This is a genomic window from Klebsiella sp. B345 (genome assembly GCF_051131735.1).
GTDB lineage: Bacteria > Pseudomonadota > Gammaproteobacteria > Enterobacterales > Enterobacteriaceae > Klebsiella.
Genome location: NZ_CP180443.1, coordinates 3304109 through 3323656, shown reverse-complemented (window position 1 = coordinate 3323656; position 19548 = coordinate 3304109). Strand labels below are relative to the sequence as shown.

Sequence of the window (19548 nt, the reverse complement as noted above, 5' to 3'; positions counted from 1 at the left end):
GAAATAATCAGCCGATGCGCAAACGTTGTCGTCCATGCGCAATCCGGTAACATTTTTGTATTGCGCTGATAGCAATTTCTCGCGGTCATCACAAAAATCACTACTTCACTCCGGCAAGGTGAACGGACCGCCGCGCTCAATTGCCCGTTGCCAGGCCGGACGCTGTTCCACCTGCTGCACCCAACGCCTGATGTGCGGCAAATCGCCGATGCCACCGCGGGCCAACAGCGCCATCACCGGAAAACTGAGCTGGATATCGGCCATGCTCAGCGCTGCCCCCGCAAACCACGGCTGGCTGGCGAGATGGTCTTCTATATAGTGGGCGTGCGTGGCAATTTGTCGGTCCAGCCAGGCTTTCTGTACGCCCTTGCCCAGCACGTTACCCAGCGTTCGCATGCCGAGAGGGATCGGCGGTTTGCCGAGGCTGGCAAAAACCAGCTTCATCAGCAACAGCGGCATCAGCGAGCCCTCGGCATAATGCAGCCAGAAACGATATTGCAGTTTGTCGGCGGTCTCCTGCGGCCTGAACTGCTGTTCGCTATCGTAGGTTTCCTGCAAATATTCCAGAATGGCGCCCGACTCCGCCAGCACGTAGCCGTTATCTTCCACCACCGGCGATTTGCCAAGCGGGTGGATCTTTTTCAATTCCGGGGGCGCCAGCATGTTCTTTTGCCGCTGGTAGCTAACCATGCGATAAGGCAGCTGGAGTTCTTCAAGCGCCCACAGCACCCGCTGCGATCGCGATTGATTGAGGTGATGTACCGTCAGCATGGAGACTCTCCCGTCAGTTGTTCGAATTAACTATAGGAACTGACGGCGATTGGCGGAAAAATTTCGGCGAAATAAACCGGTGAAATGGCGGGGCTGTGCCACAATTAAATTGTCGACGCAATCCGGAACCTCCATCAACATCTTGCGCAATACTGAGGGGAGTCGACGTCGGGGGAAACCCTCCTGCGAACCAGTAGGATAGAATCAAAGACAAAGACCGGAAAACAACTAAAGCGCCCTGTTGTGGCGCTTTAGTTTTTATACGTCATCTTCCAGCAGTCGCGCCCCAGTCCCCTCTTCACCCAGTTTATCTCCCGGGTTACGCAACGGGCAGTCGCGCCGTGACAGGCAACCGCAACCAATACAGCCGTCCAGTTGATCGCGCAGCGCCGTGAGGGTATGGATGCGGCGGTCCAGCTCTTCCCGCCACTGCGACGAGAGCTGCTTCCACTCTTTGGCGCTCAGGTTATGCCCCTCAGGCAATACGCCAAACGCATCGCCGATGGTCGCCAGCGGGATCCCGATACGCTGGGCAATTTTAATGATCGCCACCGCGCGCAGCACATCACGTCGATAGCGCCGCTGATTGCCGGTATTACGCTGGCTGTGAATCAGCCCTTTGCTTTCGTAGAAATGCAGAGCCGAGACAGCAACACCGGTACGTTTTGCCACCTCGCCTGGGGTCAGCAGCATTTTAATGCGGGTCGATTTCTTTTCCATAAAGCGCTTTACCTCAAGTTAACTTGAGGAATTATACTCGCCCACAGACAAAACGACGAATCGAGAATTGAGAGAGGCCGCTTTATGTCCCATCAGGATATTATCCAAACGCTTATTGAATGGATTGATGAACATATCGATCAACCACTTAACATTGATGTAGTCGCCAGAAAATCGGGTTACTCGAAATGGTATCTTCAGCGGATGTTCCGTGCCGTGATGCATCAAACGCTGGGTGATTACATCCGCCAGCGCCGGCTGCTGATGGCCGCGGAAGCGCTCAGAACGACGCAGCGGCCGATCTTTGATATTGCGATGGACCTCGGGTATGTGTCGCAGCAGACCTTCTCACGGGTGTTCCGCCGGGAGTTCGATCGTACCCCTAGCGACTACCGCCATCAGATCTCTGCCTGACCGTTCAGACGCAGGGGCAGAGCCGGCTGGGGGCGTTCGCCAGCCACAGCCTGAACTCCTGCGGCGGCATCGCTTTGGCAAAGTGCCAGCCCTGGCAATACTGCACGCCACGCTGTCGTAGCCAGTTCACCTGCTCTATCGTTTCCACCCCTTCGGCAACGGTTTTTAAATGCAGGCTGCGCGCCATTTCAATAATATGCTCGACGATCATGTAGCTGGTGCTGTTGGTCGTCAGCGTATCGATAAACGACTTATCGATCTTGAGGATATCCACGTTCAGCAGGTGGAGATTGTGCAGGTTTGAATAACCGGTGCCAAAATCATCAATGGCAATTTCATACCCGGCGTCACGGAAGGCCTGGATCACCGGCATGGATTTGTGCACGTCGATAAACCCGCGCTCGGTCACTTCAATTTTAATCTGGTCGATACTCACCGCGTAGCTGCTGGCCTTTTCACTGATTCTGGCAATGAGCCTTGATGAGTAAAAATCCGTGGCCGACAGGTTAATGGCGATATACAAATGGGGATGCCGGGAGAGAAACTCGCCCAGCTCGGCAAACAGTTCATCCACCACATAGTCGGTAATCTGGGCGATCATCCCTTCGCTTTCCGCCAGTGGAATAAACTCCGCCGGACTCATTACCGGCCCCTCACATCCCGGCCAGCGCAGCAGCGCTTCGGCCCCCACGCAGCGGTTATGTTGAATATCGATGATTGGCTGATAGTGCAGGCGCAACTGCCGGTGATTTAGCGCCCGCTGCAGCATATTGCGCGGTGAATCGTATTGCTTACGGGTTCGTGACCAGACCAGTAAAATCAGGACGCTGCAAATGAAGCCCAGCGGTAGCGTGACGGTAAGCTGATCAAAAAAGACCTGGTAATAGCTGGCGTACGAGGTGGACATGATCACCGCGATGGGGCGAATGGTGGAGCGCGCCACGGTATAAACCCGGTTATCCTGGCGGAATAAGGTCCCGTCGTGTCCCACCAGGCTGTGCAACAACTCGGCATCAGCATTTTTGCTGGTAGAAAAAAAGAGGTTGGTTTTGGTATCGAACAAGCCATAGGCTAAATCTTTATCGCTGGATATTAGGGAGCTGTAGGACAGGGGATTAATAACCGCGACGTAGTGCCCTTTTTGCATATAGGTCATGGCAAAACCAGGGTAGAAAGGCGTATCCCGATAATAGTAAATGGCGACATCGGGCGCTTTTGTATAATTTGCCGCCGGTGTTCGCCACGGTTTTTTCGGATGAACCGAGGTTGAACAATCAAACTGCGTCCCGTCAGCGTAAATTAAATCATCGACATAAAGCAGACTGCGCACAATGCCCAGCATATATTGCTGATGCTCGGGAGAACACAGTGTCCCCGTATACTGCAAGGCTTTTTTACGTGCCAGCTCCACTTCATCAACGACCAGCTCCGTTTTTTGCAGCGCCAGCTGTGAGAACGAACGAAGTCGATCGCCGGTTTCCGCTTTCGCTCTCAGTTGAGCAAACCACAGCGCCAGAACGATGGGCAGTAAGACCACCAGGGCGAGACCCAATATTCGCAAAGGCTTGCGCAGCGTGCGACGATTCATTTCCGTTGTGTATCCATGCGATATGCCTTAATCACGGTAAAAGATCACACCCATTGTTTACAGCAGTGACTATTTTTAGCAATCAGCCAGTTGGGGTAAAAACCCCATCGTCAATAATGATGAATAATACTAAGTTCACGGGCAATCGAGAAACTTTCTCGGCATTATGCGAGCACGACCACTCAGTAATTCGGTTTATTCGTATTATTGGCGAGAATAAATCATAAAAACCGCAGATAACGTTTATCAATAAGCAGCCAGAGACCCCACTAATAACCACATCAATAATACGGCTTAAAAACAGATAAAAAAACGCGCATTTTGGACTGGTGAATAAAACAGCAAATGTGATATAGTTCACACAACTTAATGAAACAAGAACACCGTTTCATTACTCCCCTGATTGCCTAAAGATAGCCAGAGCGCCACGTCATCGTCAGTCTCGCCAGGTTGTCAAAGGCACCCGATTTTTTTGAGGATGAGGTTGATGGCTTCCATTACTACCAGTGTCATACTGTTGCGCTGGCCGCTAGTGAGCGCGGTTTTGATGTTTTTGGCCAGCTCGATGAACATTCAGCTACGTAAAAGTGACTATGCCGGTTTAGCGGTCATTTGCAGCTGTCTTGGCCTGGCTGCGGCCTGCTGGTTCGCCACCGGCCTGCTGGGTATCACACTGCTGGATGTCGCTAAAATCTGGGGCAATATCAAAGACGTGATGATTGACGTCATGAGCCAAACGCCGCCGCAATGGCCGATGGTCATGACTTGATTTTCAGGCCATCTTACGGCAAGCGCTGACGCTGCTTACTCGCAATCCTTTGATATCTTAATAAATTTATCGTTGTAGATAATATATTTATTGCCAGGCTGGCGCAGTGCCGCCTGGCGAAGCACATCTCCAGGCCGCAAATACCAGGCCTCTCCCTCTTCTTCCGTTGAGTCGCAACCGGGTTTAATCAACAGCTTAAACCAGGTATTGCCGCTGTTGCTGAGACTCCCTGCCTTGCGATCGAAGGCCCAGCGAAACTGCACCTGCCGTGGACGCACCACCAGGATAGTCTCCATCACCACCACCGGATCGATACCGACCATTCCTCCCGCCGCATTGCGCGCGACGCGATTACGCGTTGGGATTTCACGAAATGAAACCCGGTAGTAACGTTCGCGGTTATCCTGCGGGCCATGATAATAAAATTTAAAATACTCACCCTGCCCGGCCTGTAACGTCAGCTGGCGCGGAGCAAACAGCAGCTCGCCATCTGCGGGGCGGGAACGCACTTCATTGCCGCCAGGACGGTCGATGCCAACCACCGAAACCTGATACAGCCGCGCGCTCTTATTGTTATTCAGGACCCGTTTAGCAACAAATTGCTCCTCAGCCCCCAGCGAAAAGGTCAGATTGCCGACGGAAATCGCCTGGCTCGCCATCGGCAGCCCCAGCAGCAGTAACCACCCGACGACCCTGAGCCGCTTAATTAATATTGCGCCACGTCGCCTGAACATGAATTTCTCCTGAAGCACTGACTTCACCAAACCAGCCCTCGTCATTAATGGTTCTTAATGAGATAGCATCGTTCATCGGGATGGAAAACTTAACCGTCGTCTTGTTCATCACGCCGACATCGCCGGACGCATCCGTCCACGGCGTCGTGAGCCATAGCGCATCCGTCATATCGTTCCAGCGACTATCGCAGCCTGCATCGTACGTTTTGACCGCGCCGCTCTGGGTGGTCAGCGAGAGCTGCGCCGGGAAAGGCACCTTTGCCGTGCCATCTGCCGAACTAAAAAGGCAGTACGAACGACCGGCAATGGACTGCGCCGGGCCATCCACTTTAATCAGGACTTCATCGGCGGCGGTTTTGCCGCTGGTGGTCACGATATAGCCAAAATCAAGCGCCGGTTCCCCTGCCCCGACATTGCCTTCTCGCGTTGGCGAGCTGGTGTACTCATCCGAAATAATGCTGATGCTGAAATCACGCGGCTTGATAATCAGCGAATTGGAGGTGGAAAACTCATACCAGCCAGACTCCGGTGAAGTGGTGTTCTGGAAGCGAAAGTTAAACAGGTCCTGAGTGTTGATATCGCTGATCCCCTGCGCCACCATCTGCTTAAAGAAGTTGCTGGAAAAGAAGATGTAGACCGAATCCGAGGCCTTCATCTCATTAAAGGTGTAGTAGTAGGCGGTACCGCTGACCGGCTTCCAGCTGTTGCCGTTGAGGCTGAACTGCATATCGTAACTCCCCACCGCCGAGGCCAGCGAGGAGTTGCTAATCGCCGGGAAGATATGGATCGAGGTATTGCTCAGCCCGTTATGCTGCAACGTGTAATTGACCATCTTGCAGCTCAGGCCGCTGCGGGTACCGATGGTCTGCTCCTGACAATTGCTGTTCCCCTCACCCAGCGTCGGGATCCCATCGCTGTTAATAAACACTTCAGTCAAGGAATGTGTATTGATGAGTTTTAAGCTCGCCGCTTTGGTATGGGTGACTTTACGCACATACCAGGCACCGGATGCCTGGTCCTTACAGCGGGCACCGCTGCTGGCATCGTAGGCGACAGAGGTCTGACAGGCATTAATGGTCATCGACATGCTGCCGCCCACCGGCATCTGCTGGAGATACTGATAGAACGAGTCCGACATCATGCCATGCATCCATTTTTGCCCGCCAGAGGTGACTTTCGCGCCATAAAAACCATTGGCGTCGGTGACCTGCGGCAAAATCAGGCTGGTTCCCATATCGCAACCGGCATACCAGTTAATGCAGCGCAGCCCGCTCAGGGGATACGATACTGGCGCGTTTTCCAGCCACATATCGAACTGCCAGTTGGCGTTAAGGCCGGTGTTATAGCCATTGTCGATATAGCCCAGACTTTGCTGATAGATGGTGCCGCTACCGGTATATTTCAGCCCGGTCCAGCGGCTGGCACCGGTCATACGCGGATCCAGCACGCCGCCCGGCGTAACGAAAAAGTTATCATCCGAGTTATTTTCCACGAACACATACTGCACTGCCGCCGCATCCGCCCAGGTGGTTTTCGATACTGCTGCCCCGGCTCGCGAAGCATATAGCGCCACCAGCCCCAGGGCTAGCAACGCGAATCCTTTAACTTTCATGTCCTTCTCCTGCCTGCGACACGCTGGCGTAAGTTTTCAGGCCAGCGCACACCACATCGCCCACCCAAACCGCACCGCGCGCCTGACTGATGTTCAGCCCGACTTCACAGCTCTGGTTGTTACCGTAGGTGAAATCTATCGTCGGATATTTTTTATCCACATCCATCACGAATCCGCCGCTGCTATCGGTGCGCGTACGGCCAATGTGGTTATTGATATGCGCATTCGCCAGCAGGGTGCCGTCTTCAGCGCGAATACGTCCAGAAACGGTCACCATCTGTTTCACTTCCGGCTCGATCACCGCCACGTTCCCCGGATAGAGCGTCAGACGGCTCTTGCGGTTGCTGACGATGTCGTAGCTGTCGAGTGAGTTCTTGCTGTTCTGCAGCTCAACGTCGTAGCGGCTGTAAGGAGAAAGCGGCAGATAGTTGCGCTTACCGCTCAGCTGATACACCCGCCCGTTAACCTTCGCGCTCAGCTTGCCGTCGTCATCGAGGCCGGTGTTGAAAATCACACCCGCGTTGCCGTCGGTACGCCCGCTGGCAGCAATATTGCGCCCCTGCCAGCCGACGCTACCGTTGGCGGTGAGGTTGGTGTTTACATAGCCGTCGGCCCCGCTGTTAATATTCAGCGTGCCGTTGGCATAGCGTGTATCAAACTGGGCATAAGCGCCTCCGCTCAGCGTTTTGTCATCACCGGTATCACCGGAAATCGCCCGGGAAATATTGGCGCCGAGGGTGCGCACAACTCCCTCATCAAACTGTTTTCGCGCGGCGAGGTTGGCCATGGTGTAGCCGTTCTGGTGGGTCATGCCGGCGCTGAACCAGTTGCCCAGTGGCAGTGAAAAGTCGAGCGCGACGTATTTTCCGGTACTGCTACTGCTGTTGCCGTTATTGAAGCGCTGAATACCTGCACGCAGGCCCAGCGAGCCGAAAGCACCGCTAAAGAGGGTCTGGTAATAATCAGCGGTGTAGTAATGGCTGCGGTAGCGGCGGTCATCGTTGTAGCTGAGGCTAAACGTCCCCAGTTTCGACCATAGCGGGTTCAGGTTAAGCGTCCCGCCAATGGCCCGGTTATCGGCATCGCTGCGGCGCAGTTTATCGCCGATAACGGTCTTTTCCTGATTCACCCAGATCGTGCTAAACCCGCCGGGCAACGAGGCGCTGATGCTGCCGATGCTGCTCCAGGAGCTATCGCTGGCCAGCATATTTTGCAGGTTAACGTTGATTGATTCCGTCAACGGCATCGTCAGACGCGTCTCGGCGACCGCGTTGTTATCGTAGCCGTAGCCGGTTGCCGCCCAGCTGAAGGTCCCGACGGCCCCGGAAGAGGAAGCCCCCGCCAGCCAGCTCTCTTTCGCGGGTTTGCTCTTTTTGCCGCTCTCTGACCAGCGATCCATATGAAAACTGCCGCCCCAGAGCTGCCAGGCCAATGGTGCCCCCGCCCCGCGCCCGCGGCTAAATAATTTATTCACCCGCTGCGTGCGTTTACCCACCACCCGGCCATTCACAATGACTTCAACGTCAACATCGTAAATTCCGTAAGGCAGTCCCCGGGTATCCACTTCATGGTTGCCCATCATAAAGTTCTGCACGCTCAACAGGCGCCCTTCACGCGACAAATGCACTTCACCCGCCGCCGGTAAGAACGCGACGATCGGCGTGGCCGACTGGGAATTATCAAACACCGTAGAGCTGGCCTGGTTTCCCCACGAGGCGCCATAGATTTTGCCGGCGGAAATAGCGGTCATGGGTCCCAGAGATTGTAAATTCCACGTATCCAGCATCCCGCCGGCAAAACGATGCCCGGCGAAATCGCGCTCGTACATGGCCTTATAAATTTCGCTATCCTGGCTGCTGGTGCCGGCCCCGTACAGCGAGCCATCCAGCACGATATGGTGTTCACGCAGCGAGCTCACGTTATTCAATGACAGATAGCTGGACGTGCTGTTGTCGCCGTTGCGCATCTGATTGTTATAGACGCCGAGGTTGTAGGTCAGGCTGCTGCTGATTTGGTTAACGCTTGACTGGCCGATGTCTTCGCTACGCGACTGGAGTACGGTTCCCAGTGCGGCGCGTTTCACCACCAGCTGCAGCAGCAGCTGGCGCAAACTGAGCTGCAGCTGAGCATCAGCCGTGAGCGTAATATGCAGGTCGCCGTCGAAGGATTCATTCGCCAGGGTGGTCAACATTTTCCGGGTGGATTCGTTGACGCTGGCGTTGTCTTCGCGCTCTTCCAGCTGAATATGGCGAATGCGCAGCGCACCGTTGTCCAGCCAGATAAACGCGCTACCAAGCCGCTGATCGTTCTGGGTCCCCAGGCTGCCTTCCAGGTGTAGAAACAGCGGGATGCTCATCCCGTCCTGTAACGCCTGACGGAATGCCTGTGGGATCACCACGCCACCAATTTGCGGCACCTGCTGAGGGGCGGCATTCACGCTAAACGGAACAAAAAGAATGGCCATACCATAGGCAACGAGCATTTTCAGCTCAGGGGAAATCCGTCGTAAAGGCATAACCTTATCCCGCCAGCACAATTGTTATTTTACAGGAACAAACTGCTCGCCCTGCCAGAGGGCAACCCGTCCTTTTTTATCGGCAACATTCACGCGGGTGAAACGGCGCTCTTTACCGGGCATGAGGTAATAGTTTTCTTTGCATTCTTTGCCATCCGCCGCCTTCAGGCAGGGGCCATAGGCCAGGATGCGCAGCGTGGCATTGCCGGTATTCACCAGCGTTCCATTGGCATACTGATGCTGAAAATTCACTTTTCGCGGCGCAACGACCAGGATGGTTCCGATACGCGCTGAAGCCGTGGCGACCGCGCTGCGGGTGGTACTGTCACGTTGCGCATCGCTTAACGCCTGATCGAACCAGACGATGCGGTAGTAACGTTCTTTATCATCTGCCGGTCCCTTGTAGAAAAAGCGGATGGCATCGCTGCTCTGTGCAGGCAACAGCAGGCTGGCCGGAGTGAGTAACACTTCGTCCTGAGTATCCATCGGGATCACGCTGGCCCCTTCAAGCGGCGAGGAGAGGCGTTCAATATGGATATTGATGAGACGCCCGCTCTCGGTGGTGTTTTTAATCTCTTTGCTGAGCACGCTGCTGCCGCTGTTCATAAAGGAGGAGATATCGCCGACATCCAGCGCCAGAGCCGGCATGATGGCGCAAAAATAGAGGCTGAGAGCCAGAATGCGGTTTTTCATAGGAATTCAGTCCGTGAAATAAGCAGGGGGAACCCCCCTGCCCGGTGTGACAGAGAAATCAGCTGGTCCAGGTCGCGTCGAACTGAACGCTAACATCCCCGCTCCAGATCCCTTCTGGCAGCGTGCTGTAATCGGTGACGGCAGTGGTACCATCGGTGGTGCCGCTGATGATAGAGAAGTTAAAACCATCCTGGGCAGTCGCACGGCCAGCCTGGTTGTAACCGTTAGCCAGCGCGCTGAGGTTGCCACCCAGCACACCGTTGGCGGTGTCAATCATGATGGTATCGCCGGATTTCTCAACGGCAGCACCGTTGTAATCAACGCCGACGTTCAGCGTAGAACCAGAGGTATCCAGCTGGGTCAGAGTGTTGGTAATCAGACGAGAAGTCAGTTTAAATGCCGTCGCCGTGGCATCGCCTTCAATCGCGACATCAAACAGCCCTTTCTGCGAGTTAAAGCCTTTGATCCCTTCGGCATACTGGAACGCCAGGCTACCCAAAGGAGTCACAACCAGCTTGCTGGTGGTATCTTTCTTCGCCGTTGCCGACCAGGTTGCCACAGCCTGAGCCGTAACATCTGCAGCCTGAACCGCACCCACACAAAAAGTCGTAACCAGCGCTGCTGCTAACATTTTCAATTTCATATTCATCACCTGATAATAATAAAAGGCGTTTTATCGCCCGTACTGTTCCATCGTACTTTATGGAATATTTCCTCTTAAGAACCTGACGTTCTCAAGCACAGAGGTTCAATTAATTCGAAACACATATTGGCCTGTTGATGGAATACAATAACCGCACCACCAGCAGGGTTACATTCAAATAAAAGCCATATTGCGCCCTGATGCTGGCAATATAAAACGCATTAACGCTAAAATCGTTACCGTATTATTATTTAACAATCCAACTTTATTGCTGGTGTTGCTTTTGTGTAAGCTCACCGTTTTAATGCTCAGACCGAGAATTTCAGAAACGTCATGAGTCACATTTCCGGTGAGCATCAGTGCCATTATTTTTTCTTCACGCTCGGTGAGATTTCTTTTTCTGGCTCTAAACTTGTTAAGATTAAGGATGCTGTCAACCGTTTTAACACTCGCATCTGCCGATAAAAAACAGATGTTATTAATGTCAGAAACATCGCTGACAAATTTCGCATCGGGCGCCACGATGACTTTTGCCGGGCTGTTCGATAAATAGAACCGATACGCACAGAGCATTTTGTCTATCTGCGAAAAATGGATAATGACATAGTCATCCGCACTCAACCTTTGACACTGGAGCCGTGCAAACTCGCTATCAACATTGTCGATCCAGTCAATAAAACAGTCATCATTGGCAATATTCAACAGCCCCTGCAAATAGAAATAGTTATCGGTTACGATCAATGCAGCCATAATGACAGTGCCTCTATTCCTTTGAGTACGGTAATAATCCGTTGAACAATCCATCTGAGAACTATTCGCCCAGGAGAGCAAATACTCATGTCCGTATGTTTACTTTTCTTTTATAAACGGTGACAAAACATCACCATTAATTTTGGTACGGTAGGGCCGTTAGCTCTGATACACAAATAGTAAACGCAACGCTAAAATTTTATTACTCATAAAATTATGAAGTGCATAAAATTCACATCTGTTGTATTTTTGTAAAATCATAACTTATTGATTATAATAAATAAATACCACAAAAATTAACATTTAATAGCATTTCCATAACATACCTATTGCTGGATTAAGAATATTCTTAGTCATGGACGAATGTCAGATCTACTCTTTGGTGCTAGTATCGCTGGCATCAAACACCGGATAAATGACACAGTGGTAACTATTCTCACAATAAGAAAATATATATGGATACTATCTACGTTATCGATAACGTGCTGAAATTTAATCCAGCAGCACATACTCTCCACGCGATAAAGACCGATAAACATATCACTCTGGCAATACCCGCAAGTCTTTGCTTTTATTTATTAATTAAAAATAAGGGTAGAATTGTCACCCAGGCCGAGCTACTGCAAAATGCCTGGGGAGAAAGGGGGATGAACGTTACACCAAATACCCTACACCAAAATATATCTTTGCTGCGTAAATCGTTAAATCGTCTCGAGGTGAATGGTACGCTGATTCAAACCATTCCCAAGCGGGGATTTATGATTGCTGACGAGGCCAGTATTTTGGTTCAGGAGGAGGTGAATAGTGATAAAACTGATAGCGATACATCGCAGGACACGCAGGCGCTGATAACGGCACATAATAGTCACGATGAGATCGCCCCCACATCGATTCCTGCACCCGCGAGTGACAACACCAAACCTGTCGCAATGCTCGCGGTTCTCAACAAACCGCTGATGAATAAAAAAGTTCGTTGGATCTTTGCCGGGATAATATCGTTACTGATTGTGTTATTACATATCGACTTCGATCAATACGCCACGGGCGATGCACCTTTCACCGCATACACCCTGATCAGTACGGCGAATAACTGTAAGATCTACCGTAATGAAGATTTGCGGTTTGATGCGTTCTATCTCGATTTTCTTAAAGCGCATCAGATTACGTGCTCAGATGGCCAGGTTTTTTATATGACCAATCACTATCCTTCGAGCAGAACCTCGGTGATCTCCTGTCGATACCCCATCGCATCTAACAAAAAATCGTTCTGCATCTCCGACTACTACTTAAAATAACAGACCATGAAAACACGAAAAATAATAAAAATCATCAGCAGTGGCGTTATCATCATGGCAATAAGTATTGCCTGCTACTACCTGTATTCTCCTGACAACGATGACACCATTAACTGTACATCCGCCCTGTCCATTATCAATGGCAATGAGAAATTCGCCTTCTCGGTCACTTTCTTTGCCAGCAAGGGCGATGGTTTGATGACCTTCACAGGAAAAAATGGTGATGTAATAGATAACATCAGTATCAGAAAACATATCTCTTACACCAAGGATAAAAATGACATCTACATTTTTAAGAACAGGGGTGAGGACATTCGCTCACAAATACCATTAGCCGATCATAAATTCGATGAGATCTTGCCACCATTCTTTACTGGAATAAAGAATGAAGATAGCTTTATCATCAGGATTATTAAAATAAAAAATGGCTCATGGTTGTTTATGTCAACCAATACGCCCTATTTTATCTGCGAGACCCCGAACCGCTAATATTACCCTGTTACCACTGTGGCTGATATTTTAAACTTCCCGGGCATCGTTTGACCGCACAATGTTGTTGATAGCAACAGCCATCACGCATCATCGCCCCGAATTCATAGGGGCAAGATGGCCGTTCACGCAGCGTTTCCCACTGTGCATGGCTATAGGTTGAGATATTATAAATATTGATATAGTGATATTTATCATTAACTAACACCTTCGATGAATACAGTTTCATGGATTCACCCGGTAGCAATAAAATATCCGCTTCATACCATATGATGAATTTTAAAAAGCGTAGGCCAGAGATACTCGAGAATGCCACGCCAGAATGTGGGCAGATGATCGTGTTCTGAACCGTCCATTTCATATTGCATCCTTAGGTTGCTATTGTAAACAGCATAACAATAGTGATAGCAAACATGATATTTAACCGCAAGTGTGCGGGTCATTATTGTGATGGGGAACAAGTGACCATAAACTAATCTACTCAATGCGGGGTAAGCGTTCTAATATAAAATACGTAGAGGCGAAGGGGATATAGACATAATAAGACAAACTACCAGGTATATATTTACAAATAAGGTTCTGTCAGCACGTGTCGCCAATGAGAGTAGACGACGGGTCTTCCCTGACCCACCGTGTCACCGGTACCTCTTTACCAGGTTTTCCCGATGTTAAACTGAAATTGCTCGGTCTCATCACCACTGTATTTTTTGAAGGGTTCAGCCCACGAGAATACTAACGGGCCTAATGGTGACATCCACTGCACCGCAATACCCGCAGACATCCGGATATGCATCGGATCGCTATAATCCCCGAGTCCGGCCGCCTCTGTCTGGGCGGTATTTTTCCACGTCGTACTCCATACCGTGCCCGCATCGACAAACAGCGAGGTGCGTAAGCTGTCGGCATATTTATCGTTGATAAACGGTGTTGGAACAATAAACTCACTGTTCAGTACGACCATGGCATTACCGCCCACGGCATCAGAAGAGCTGTCCAACGGGCAGTTGCTATAGCTGCTTTCCGTACCATTACAGCGATAGTAAGCCGCTTTCGGGCCAATGGTGTTGGAAGAGAAGCCACGCACCGAGGTCGAACCACCGGCGTAGAAGCTGTCGTAAAACGGCACCGTCTTCCCGTTCAGGCCGCCGGCATATCCCGCTTTCAGATGCTCCATCCAGACCCAGTTTTTCCCCTCATCAAATGGTACATACTGTGTGCTATCGAGGGTGATTTTGTAATAGCTGTTATCGGAGCCCGGCACGGTAACTTTTCCGCTCAGGCTGCTTTTATTCCCGGAGCGCGGGAAGAAGCCGCGGTCGAGATCGTTATAACTCCAGCCCAGGCTGGCAAAGAAGTCGTTGGCGCTATACTCGGCACCGCTGTTGCCGTCTTTGGTCACGACATCCGGATAAATACCGCGTGAATTCAGGTAATTCCACGTCGTCAGCTCCGGCTCCATATTGGTCAGCTTGTTATGGACATAGTCCAGGCCGAGGCTTAGCGAGTTATTTTCGCTGATGGGGAAGCCAAGATTGCCGCCCAGCCCATAGCTTTGCTGGTTATAACTCCCGGTATCCGCATCGGACGCATCATAGCTGTTGTAGAAAACTTTACCGCCGAGACTCACGCCATCCACGGTAAAGTAGGGATCGGTCATACCCAGTTCAAGATAGGACTGATAGCTGCTGCGCGTCCCGTTAAACGTGACGCTGTTGCCGGTGCCCAGCCAGTTATCCTGAGTCACTCCAAGCTGATAGCTGATACCGCTGTCGGTGCCGTAACCCAGACCAACGTTAAACGAACCGGTATTGCGCTCCTTCACTTTATAGACCACGTCAACCTGATCCGGACTGCCGGAAACCGGTACAATGTCTTTCTCTACCGTCTCAAAGTAGCCCGTGCGATCCAGCCGCTCTTTCCCCTGCTGGACTTTCTCGTCGTTCAACCATGAGCCTTCCATTTGCCGCATCTCACGACGCAGGACGGCATCGCGAGAGGTGTCATTCCCAGTGAAACGGATCTGGCGTACGGAATAGCGGCGCCCGGCATCCACATTAATGTGCAGGATCACGCTCTTTTGGGCATCATCGATTTCCGGACGGGTCGTCACCTGCGGCCAGGCATAGCCGTATTTGCCAAAGCGTTTTTTGATACTATTTTCAACGCCGGTAATACCTGCCCCGCTATACCATGTGCCGGACAAAGGCTGCACTAACGCTTCGATTTCCTGACCATGGGTGGCCATCTCACCACTGACGACGGTGCGAGTGACCTTATAGCGTTCGCCTTCGGAAATATTGATCGTGAGGTACAGTGATTTTTTATCCGGGGTGATGCTGACCTGGCTGGAATTAATGGTAAAGCGTGCATAGCCGCGATCGAGATAATAGCTGCGCAGGGCTTCGAGATCGGCTTCCATTTTTTGCTTCTGGTATTTCTTGTCGCCGACCACGTTCCACCATGGAATATGGTCCCGCAACTGAAGGTGGTCCAGCAGCGTCTCCTCAGAGAACGCGTTGTTGCCAATGATATTAATCTGGGCAATCGTCGCGGAGATCCCTTCCTGAAAGACAAATTTTAAATCGACACGATTACGCGGCAGTGGCGTGACGACCGCATGGACCTGAGCGCTGTATTTCCCGACGCTGTAGTAGAAATCCTGCAGTCCTTTTTCTATTTCGCTGATCGCGTTGCGATCCAGCGCGCTGCCCTCGGTAATGCCGCTGGCTGACAGGTTGTCTTTCAGGGCGTCATCTTTTACCGATTTGTTTCCTGAAAAGCTGAGTTTCGCAATCGTCGGTCGCTCCTTCAGCTGCACCACCAGCGTGCTGCCATCGCGCAGGATCTGCACATTCTCAAAGTTACCGCTGGCATATAACGCACGCACCGACTCGCTAATATCATCATTAGACACCGGTTCCCCGGTATGGATCGGCATGCTTAAGAGCGCTGCACCGACAGTAACGCGCTGCAACCCCTCAAAACGAATATCATCAACGGTGTAGGTGGTTGATGCGTAAAGCGTAAATGGCGAAAGTAATAACCCGACAATAATATTAGTTTTCTTTAGCATGGACGTTTTGTCTAAGAGATATTTGGCGATAGCAGAATTCTGCTGGGATTTGCGTAAGCACGGCGCAGAATTACACTTCATTATGGTGAAACAATGGAGAAAAAATGGATGTTAGTGAATGGTGAAAAAAATTAAATTTAACGGAACTTCGTTCTACTGAAGCAGTCAGAGCAACATCTTGCAGACAGAATAAATATCACTATGACTTTTGTAATTTATAAAATAAAAAGCCCCCTTTCAAATTGGGATGAAAGGGGGAAAAGATCTTGTTAGGAATGATGCCCTCTGGAATAAACCAGGAACAGGGGCAATTTACCCTGAAAAACCGAAATTAAAATGAAGAGATCTTGAATAAATTATGCAGAAGCCATGGCGGTACCCACAGTATATAAAAGAGATGATTGGTATGAATCCTTCATATTTTCCTCAAATTCACAGAATAGAGTGTCAGAGGCTAATGGGAGCATCACAACAAGCCAATTGTTGTATCTAATAGAAAAGTAGTGGCGCCTTACCAGGGAAGGTGAGGCATTTACCAGGCTACCTGCCGTCGCTTACCGTGTGGCGCAGGGGCCGCACTCCCGAATGAGCATGCATCATGCGTAAAAATGAGATCCAGCAGTCCGTACTGAACGAGCTTGTACGCTGGATAAAAAACAACCTCGAGAAAAAACTCACCGTGAACGCGCTAAGCGCATTTTCCGGGTACTCAGAGTGGCACCTTTTCCGCCTGTTCCGTCATCACTTTAACATGTCGCCGATGGAGTATATTCGGCAGCAGCGGATGTTGTTATGCCGAGATTTATTACAAAGACAACCTGCTTTCCGTATTGTGGATATTTGCATCATGTCCGGATATGAAGACCTTAGTGCATTTAACCGGACATTTAAAAAGTATTATTCGGTGACCCCGACACAATTTCGCCGGCATATTTGTATGCAATCCTGATGTCACCTGCGGATGAAGCATTCGAGGATGAAAATAACAGGCCGGGAGCTGTCACACTCCCGGCCTGTCGCTCAACGATTAGAAATGGGTATTTACGCTGACATAGAACGTTCGTCCGGACTCATTATAAGTCTCGGCACCGGCACCGTATAAATAGGCTCCGGTGGTAGAATTTCCGGTGGTTTGCGCATTCCCGGCACGATAGTGGCGAATATCAAAGAGGTTATCGATACCGCTGGTCAGACTGAGGTTTTTGTTCACATCCCAGGTCCCGCTCAGCCCAACGATACTGTACGGGCTCAGCTCGTTCAGCTCGCTACCCGACACCGCTTCGCCTTTATAATTGAAGCGTTTTGGTTTCTGGCGTCCGTACCAGGTAAAGGTGCTTTGCAGCGAGAAGTCCTCGCGGACCTGCCAGCTCAGCGTCGAGTTAAGGGTAAACTCCGGGATCACCGACAGTCGGTCACCGGTGGTTTTGTTCTTGCTTTGCAGCATCCAGGTCAGGTTGTTGCTCCAGTTGACCGTTTCGCCTACCGGCACGTTCAGCGACCCTTCCAGCCCTTCTACCAGCGCTTTAGGAACGTTCTCCCACTGGTAGATATTGGTTGTCCCGTTGCTGGCCGTACCGACGGCCGAATACCCGGACTCAATTTTATTGTGGTAGTCGTTACGGAACCAGGTGATCCCGGCCTGATAGCCTTCGTGCTTGTACTCAATACCGATCTCTTTGTTGACGCTGGTCTCGGCCTTCAGGTCGCTGTTACCCATCAGATAGCAGGCAGAACTACTGGCGTAGCACCCCTGGCCGTTGCTGTACAGAATGTAGTTAGGGTTGAGCTGATAGAGGTTTGGTGCTTTATAGGCGCGAGCAATACCCAGTTTCAGGGTCCAGTCATCACTCAGCCCCTGCGACAAGTTCAGCGATGGGCTCCAGTTATTGCCGACGATGCTGTGGTGGTCGAAGCGCAGGGCCGGCGTCAGCATGGTGCTATCGGTCAGCGCGATATTGTCTTCGGTAAACAGCGAGAAAATTTCAGCGCTGCTGTAAGGCGTACGGCCGGACGTCGAAATGCCGTCGATTGAGCCGTAAGAGAGCGACTGCGACGTCGAGGTGCCATCTTTCATACGCTGCTGGTTCCATTCAGTACCCAGCGTCAGGTTCTGCTCGAACCCCAGCGTAAACGGTATGTTGACCTCGCTGTGCAACAGGACATCCGCGAGATCGATATCCGAGAATTCGTTACTGGAGAAGATCCCTTCGGTGCCCCCCGCCAGCCCTTCATTCATTCGCGAGTTGCGGGTGTGTTCGTACTGCGCATAGCTGTTACTGGTCACGCCGTTATCCCAACCGCCGGTCCAGGTGATGCCATAGGTCTGCCGGTAAATCCGGTTGGTCTCTTTACCGTACATGCTTTTCACCAGGGTGCTGGTATTGGTGTTTTGCGTATCCCCCGCATAGAGGTTGCCCTGGCGGCTGTAGCCGGTTTCGAATTCCAGCGCCTGCATCGGCGCAAATTCCCAGCGCACCTTACCGTGGATATCCTTATTAACCACCCCTTCGCGTCCGGCCGGGTAAGAACCGGCATAACTACCGGTACGATCGGCCTCATGACCAGAGTTAATATCCTGGGCATCGGCCTGGGTCTTACTCAAGTTGCCCCATAAATTAAAACTGACGCTGTCCGACATCGGTCCTTCAAGGCTGAAGTTGGTGCGTTTGGTCGACCCCTCTTTACGATGCTGAGGCGCGTTCATGTAGGTGTTCCAGGAACCATGCCATTCGTTATTCACCGGTTTGGTGATGATATTCACCACCCCACCCATGGCGCCGTTGCCATAGCGTGCCGCTGCAGGGCCGCGCACGACGTCAATGTGATCGATCATCTCCGCCGGCACCCAGCCGGTATCGCCGCGGGTATCCCGATCGCCACGCCAGCCATAGCGCACCGAGTTGCGGCTGGTGACCGGCTTACCGTCGATCAGAATTAAGGTATTTTCAGGCCCCATGCCGCGAATATCGATTTGTCGGTTGTTACCACGCTGGCCGCTGGTTGAGTTACCGGTGAGGTTCACCCCTGGCTGGGTACGAATAAGTTCTGAAATATCGCGGGCTGGCGGGTGTTTGCGGATCTCATCGGCGGTCAGCGTTGATACGCCAGGGGCCTGTAAGGTTTGTTTGGCGGCGGTGACCACCATGGTCTCTTCGTTCTCTTGCGCAGCGGTGGAGGTACTGGCGGTTTTCGTCTCTTTTGAGGTGCTGCTATCGGCGGCTTGCGCAGGTAACACCACTCCCCAGATAGCCGCGTGAATGAGCACGGCCAACGAGTAGTTCGAGTATTGTTTCATGAAATATGCCCTGTTTTCTTTGTTGCTGCCGGGGCGCGGCACTTCCATCATTCAGATAAATAACGGTCATCATTTCCATGCGTAGCACTGACTGCCTGGTTCTGGCGTAGAGAAGCCCCTCCCGGTCAATGAACGGGATAGCAATAGCCTGCGGCCAGAATATAAATTTTCGCCTTATCAAAAATGA

At 51.4% G+C, this 19548-nt stretch carries 17 protein-coding genes; 5 read left to right on the top strand and 12 right to left on the bottom strand.

The features are described from left to right. Positions 1 to 105: 105 nt before the first annotated feature. Together ACMYSO_RS15600 and soxR are read right to left on the bottom strand one after the other, a co-directional pair. Positions 106 to 771 carry a glutathione S-transferase family protein gene (locus tag ACMYSO_RS15600; RefSeq protein WP_434665749.1) on the bottom strand — a complete coding sequence of 222 codons (666 nt, stop codon included), beginning with the start codon at positions 769 to 771 and terminating at the stop codon, positions 106 to 108. A gap of 258 nt (positions 772 to 1029) precedes the next feature. Beyond that, complete coding sequence (soxR, locus tag ACMYSO_RS15595) at positions 1030 to 1491, bottom strand: redox-sensitive transcriptional activator SoxR (protein WP_123757765.1); 462 nt, start codon at positions 1489 to 1491, stop codon at positions 1030 to 1032. 84 nt (positions 1492 to 1575) lie between these two features. Here soxR and soxS point away from each other — a divergent pair, with 84 nt between their 5' ends. Then, on the top strand, positions 1576 to 1905 hold the full coding sequence (gene soxS, locus ACMYSO_RS15590) for a superoxide response transcriptional regulator SoxS (RefSeq protein ID WP_123757764.1): 330 nt from the start codon (positions 1576 to 1578) through the stop codon (positions 1903 to 1905). A gap of 4 nt (positions 1906 to 1909) precedes the next feature. Here the strand turns inward: soxS and ACMYSO_RS15585 are convergent, their stop codons facing one another. Next, entirely contained in the window at positions 1910 to 3493 is a 1584-nt protein-coding gene (locus ACMYSO_RS15585; RefSeq protein WP_434665747.1) for an EAL domain-containing protein, read from the bottom strand. Positions 3494 to 3980: 487 nt separating this feature from the next. On the opposite strand from ACMYSO_RS15585, the gene ACMYSO_RS15580 reads away from it, so the two are divergent. Further along, positions 3981 to 4262: a YjcB family protein gene (locus tag ACMYSO_RS15580; protein WP_123757762.1), complete on the top strand. Its 282-nt coding sequence runs from the start codon at positions 3981 to 3983 to the stop codon at positions 4260 to 4262. Between the two features lie 35 nt (positions 4263 to 4297). On the opposite strand, the gene ACMYSO_RS15575 is transcribed toward ACMYSO_RS15580, so the two are convergent. The 6 genes from ACMYSO_RS15575 to ACMYSO_RS15550 all read right to left on the bottom strand — a co-directional run bounded on the left by ACMYSO_RS15575 (position 4298) and on the right by ACMYSO_RS15550 (position 11209). Beyond that, a complete protein-coding gene (locus ACMYSO_RS15575; RefSeq protein ID WP_434665744.1) occupies positions 4298 to 4996 on the bottom strand; it encodes a fimbria/pilus periplasmic chaperone in 699 nt (232 codons plus the stop codon). Then, a complete protein-coding gene (ecpD, locus tag ACMYSO_RS15570) occupies positions 4965 to 6608 on the bottom strand; it encodes a fimbrial adhesin EcpD (protein WP_434665741.1) in 1644 nt (547 codons plus the stop codon). The genes ACMYSO_RS15575 and ecpD overlap by 32 nt, the downstream gene beginning before the upstream one ends. Then, the gene (locus tag ACMYSO_RS15565; RefSeq protein ID WP_434665738.1) at positions 6598 to 9123 is read right to left on the bottom strand and encodes a CS1-pili formation C-terminal domain-containing protein; all 2526 of its coding nucleotides are present in this window, start codon (positions 9121 to 9123) and stop codon (positions 6598 to 6600) included. The genes ecpD and ACMYSO_RS15565 overlap by 11 nt, the downstream gene beginning before the upstream one ends. Positions 9124 to 9147: 24 nt before the next feature. Continuing rightward, positions 9148 to 9816: a hypothetical protein gene (locus ACMYSO_RS15560; protein ID WP_434665737.1), complete on the bottom strand. Its 669-nt coding sequence runs from the start codon at positions 9814 to 9816 to the stop codon at positions 9148 to 9150. A gap of 58 nt (positions 9817 to 9874) precedes the next feature. After that, positions 9875 to 10459 carry a common pilus major fimbrillin subunit EcpA gene (ecpA, locus tag ACMYSO_RS15555; protein ID WP_434665735.1) on the bottom strand — a complete coding sequence of 195 codons (585 nt, stop codon included), beginning with the start codon at positions 10457 to 10459 and terminating at the stop codon, positions 9875 to 9877. Between the two features lie 174 nt (positions 10460 to 10633). Continuing rightward, positions 10634 to 11209 (bottom strand): LuxR C-terminal-related transcriptional regulator, encoded by a 576-nt coding sequence (locus tag ACMYSO_RS15550; RefSeq protein WP_434665732.1) that lies wholly within the window; start codon positions 11207 to 11209, stop codon positions 10634 to 10636. A 455-nt stretch (positions 11210 to 11664) separates the two neighbouring features. Here ACMYSO_RS15550 and ACMYSO_RS15545 point away from each other — a divergent pair, with 455 nt between their 5' ends. After that, entirely contained in the window at positions 11665 to 12504 is an 840-nt protein-coding gene (locus ACMYSO_RS15545) for a winged helix-turn-helix domain-containing protein (RefSeq protein WP_434665730.1), read from the top strand. Between the two features lie 6 nt (positions 12505 to 12510). After that, positions 12511 to 12993: a hypothetical protein gene (locus ACMYSO_RS15540; RefSeq protein ID WP_434665728.1), complete on the top strand. Its 483-nt coding sequence runs from the start codon at positions 12511 to 12513 to the stop codon at positions 12991 to 12993. Positions 12994 to 13003: 10 nt separating this feature from the next. On the opposite strand, the gene iraM is transcribed toward ACMYSO_RS15540, so the two are convergent. Beyond that, entirely contained in the window at positions 13004 to 13354 is a 351-nt protein-coding gene (gene iraM, locus ACMYSO_RS15535; RefSeq protein ID WP_434665725.1) for an anti-adapter protein IraM, read from the bottom strand. Positions 13355 to 13642: 288 nt separating this feature from the next. Then, positions 13643 to 16066: an outer membrane protein assembly factor BamA gene (bamA, locus tag ACMYSO_RS15530; protein ID WP_434665723.1), complete on the bottom strand. Its 2424-nt coding sequence runs from the start codon at positions 16064 to 16066 to the stop codon at positions 13643 to 13645. Positions 16067 to 16664: 598 nt separating this feature from the next. On the opposite strand from bamA, the gene ACMYSO_RS15525 reads away from it, so the two are divergent. Continuing rightward, positions 16665 to 17015 carry a helix-turn-helix transcriptional regulator gene (locus ACMYSO_RS15525; protein WP_434586780.1) on the top strand — a complete coding sequence of 117 codons (351 nt, stop codon included), beginning with the start codon at positions 16665 to 16667 and terminating at the stop codon, positions 17013 to 17015. Positions 17016 to 17093: 78 nt separating this feature from the next. Here ACMYSO_RS15525 and ACMYSO_RS15520 read toward each other — a convergent pair whose 3' ends face one another. Continuing rightward, complete coding sequence (locus ACMYSO_RS15520) at positions 17094 to 19361, bottom strand: TonB-dependent siderophore receptor (RefSeq protein ID WP_434665720.1); 2268 nt, start codon at positions 19359 to 19361, stop codon at positions 17094 to 17096. Positions 19362 to 19548 lie beyond the last annotated feature (187 nt).